This window comes from Pedobacter agri PB92 (genome assembly GCF_000258495.1).
GTDB classification, from domain to species: domain Bacteria; phylum Bacteroidota; class Bacteroidia; order Sphingobacteriales; family Sphingobacteriaceae; genus Pedobacter; species Pedobacter agri.
Map to the genome: position 1 here is coordinate 1 of NZ_AJLG01000313.1, position 1,912 is coordinate 1,912.

At 36.6% G+C, this 1,912-nt stretch carries 2 protein-coding genes and 1 pseudogene; 1 reads left to right on the forward strand and 2 read right to left on the reverse strand.

The window, feature by feature from the left end:
- Positions 1 to 27: 27 nt before the first annotated feature.
- Both ON09_RS23515 and greA read right to left on the reverse strand, forming a co-directional pair.
- The gene (locus tag ON09_RS23515) at positions 28 to 429 is read right to left on the reverse strand and encodes an HIT family protein (RefSeq protein WP_029204599.1); all 402 of its coding nucleotides are present in this window, start codon (positions 427 to 429) and stop codon (positions 28 to 30) included.
- Positions 430 to 501: 72 nt separating this feature from the next.
- A complete protein-coding gene (gene greA, locus ON09_RS23520; protein WP_010603520.1) occupies positions 502 to 975 on the reverse strand; it encodes a transcription elongation factor GreA in 474 nt (157 codons plus the stop codon).
- A gap of 312 nt (positions 976 to 1,287) precedes the next feature.
- Here greA and ON09_RS23525 point away from each other — a divergent pair.
- Positions 1,288 to 1,912 (forward strand): annotated as a pseudogene (locus ON09_RS23525) (M1 family peptidase); the annotation flags it as partial.

A 1,912-nucleotide genomic window follows, 5' to 3' on the forward strand; every position in this document is an offset into this window, starting at 1 on the left:
GGCTATTTTTTTTTATTTTAAATTTATTTAAGCCTCCAGCAAAGCCTGCTTAATTTTCTCCGCGGCCTCTGCTAATTCTTCCTGTGTTGGTTTGAGTTTCTCTTTAGCAAAGTTCATATCGCTAACGCTATTCATCGGTATGAGGTGAATGTGCGCATGTGGAACTTCTAACCCGATCACCGAAACGCCAACTTTTTTACAAGGGAAGGCAACTTTCAGCCCTTTTGCAACGATCTTGGCAAACATCCATAAACCAACATATAAATCTTCATCGGCATCAAAAATGTAATCCACTTCAATTTTCGGAATAACCAGCACATGCCCAGCCGTTAATGGCTGAACATCTAAAAAAGCTAAATACTCAACAGTTTCTGCTACAATATGCGCAGGTATTTCACCAGCAACAATTTTTGAAAAGATAGTCATAATTAGGTTGTACGTTATGAATTAAAGGTTATCGGTTTAGTCTCCCAACTTATGACCCATAACTTGTAACTACTGTTATCTCGAGATTTCTAAAACTTCGAATTGCATTTTACCTGCCGGCACTTCGATTTCGGCAAATTCACCAACAGATTTACCTAATAAACCTTGCGCAATTGGCGATTTCACAGAAATTTTTCCTGTTTTTAAATCAGCTTCGCTTTCTGCCACCAATTGGTAAGTCATCGTAGCACCGTTTTTAACATTTTTAATTTTAACGATGGATAACGCCAAAACTTTTGATAAATCTAATTTCGACTCATCAATTAAACGGGCATTCGCCAATGTATTTTTTAGTTTTGCGATTTTCGCCTCATGCAAACCCTGTGCTTCCTTTGCCGCATCATATTCTGCATTTTCCGATAAATCACCTTTATCTCTCGCCTCAGCAATTGCTTTAGATATTAGCTGACGGCCGGTTGTAGTTAGATAATGAACTTCTTCCTTTAATTTATCTAACCCCTCTTGTGTGTAATACGTTACCTCTGTCATTGCTCTATTAATTATTATTCAAACGCTATAAAAAACAAACAAGACTATATAGTTGGTTTGCTACATAGTCTTGCTTCAATTATAACGAAGATAAATTGTGGAAATTACAAAAGCAAATAAATACAAAGGATTTTTATGATTTGAAGCTTTAAAGGACATGAGTTAACGATATAAATATCATTCCATCGCCACATTGGTCAAATACTATTTGGTGCCATTTCGAATCCAATTAAAATGAAAATCAACATTACTTGATATCATCATCCAAAATTCATTCTATAATTATATTTTTAGCCAAAATTATTCTTAAAAATGAAAAAGTTATTTTCAATAGCAATGTTGGTTGTGGTCGGTTGTTATCAGCTTTCAGCGCAAGAGCTGTACATGCCCAGAAATATTAAAGCTGCTTACCAAAAAGGCACACGCTCCATGAATGGAAATCCTGGTGCAAATTATTGGCAAAATCACGGCCGCTACACCATGGATATTAAGGTAGATGCTGAAAGTAAAGTGGTAAGCGGACAAGAAGAAATTGTATACAGCAACAATAGCAGTGATACCTTGAAAACGCTGGCCATTCGTTTTGTAAATAACCTGCACAAACCAACTTCTCCTCGTGGCGGTGCCGTTAGTGAAGATTTTCTCACTACAGGCTTAAACATATCTTCTTTTTCAGTTGATGGCGAAACTTATAAAGTCGATTCGAAAAACTGGGGAACAGTAGGAAATGTTCGCCTGAAAAAGCCTTTAAATCCAAAATCAAAAACGACTGTAAAAATCAGTTGGGATTATCCATTATCAAAAGAAAGCGGTCGTGAAGGTCAGATTGATCCTAACTCCTTCTTTGTAGCTTATAGCTATCCTCGTATTTCTGTTTACGATGATTACAACGGATGGGATCGCATTCCACATACCGATAGGGCAGAATTTTATAATG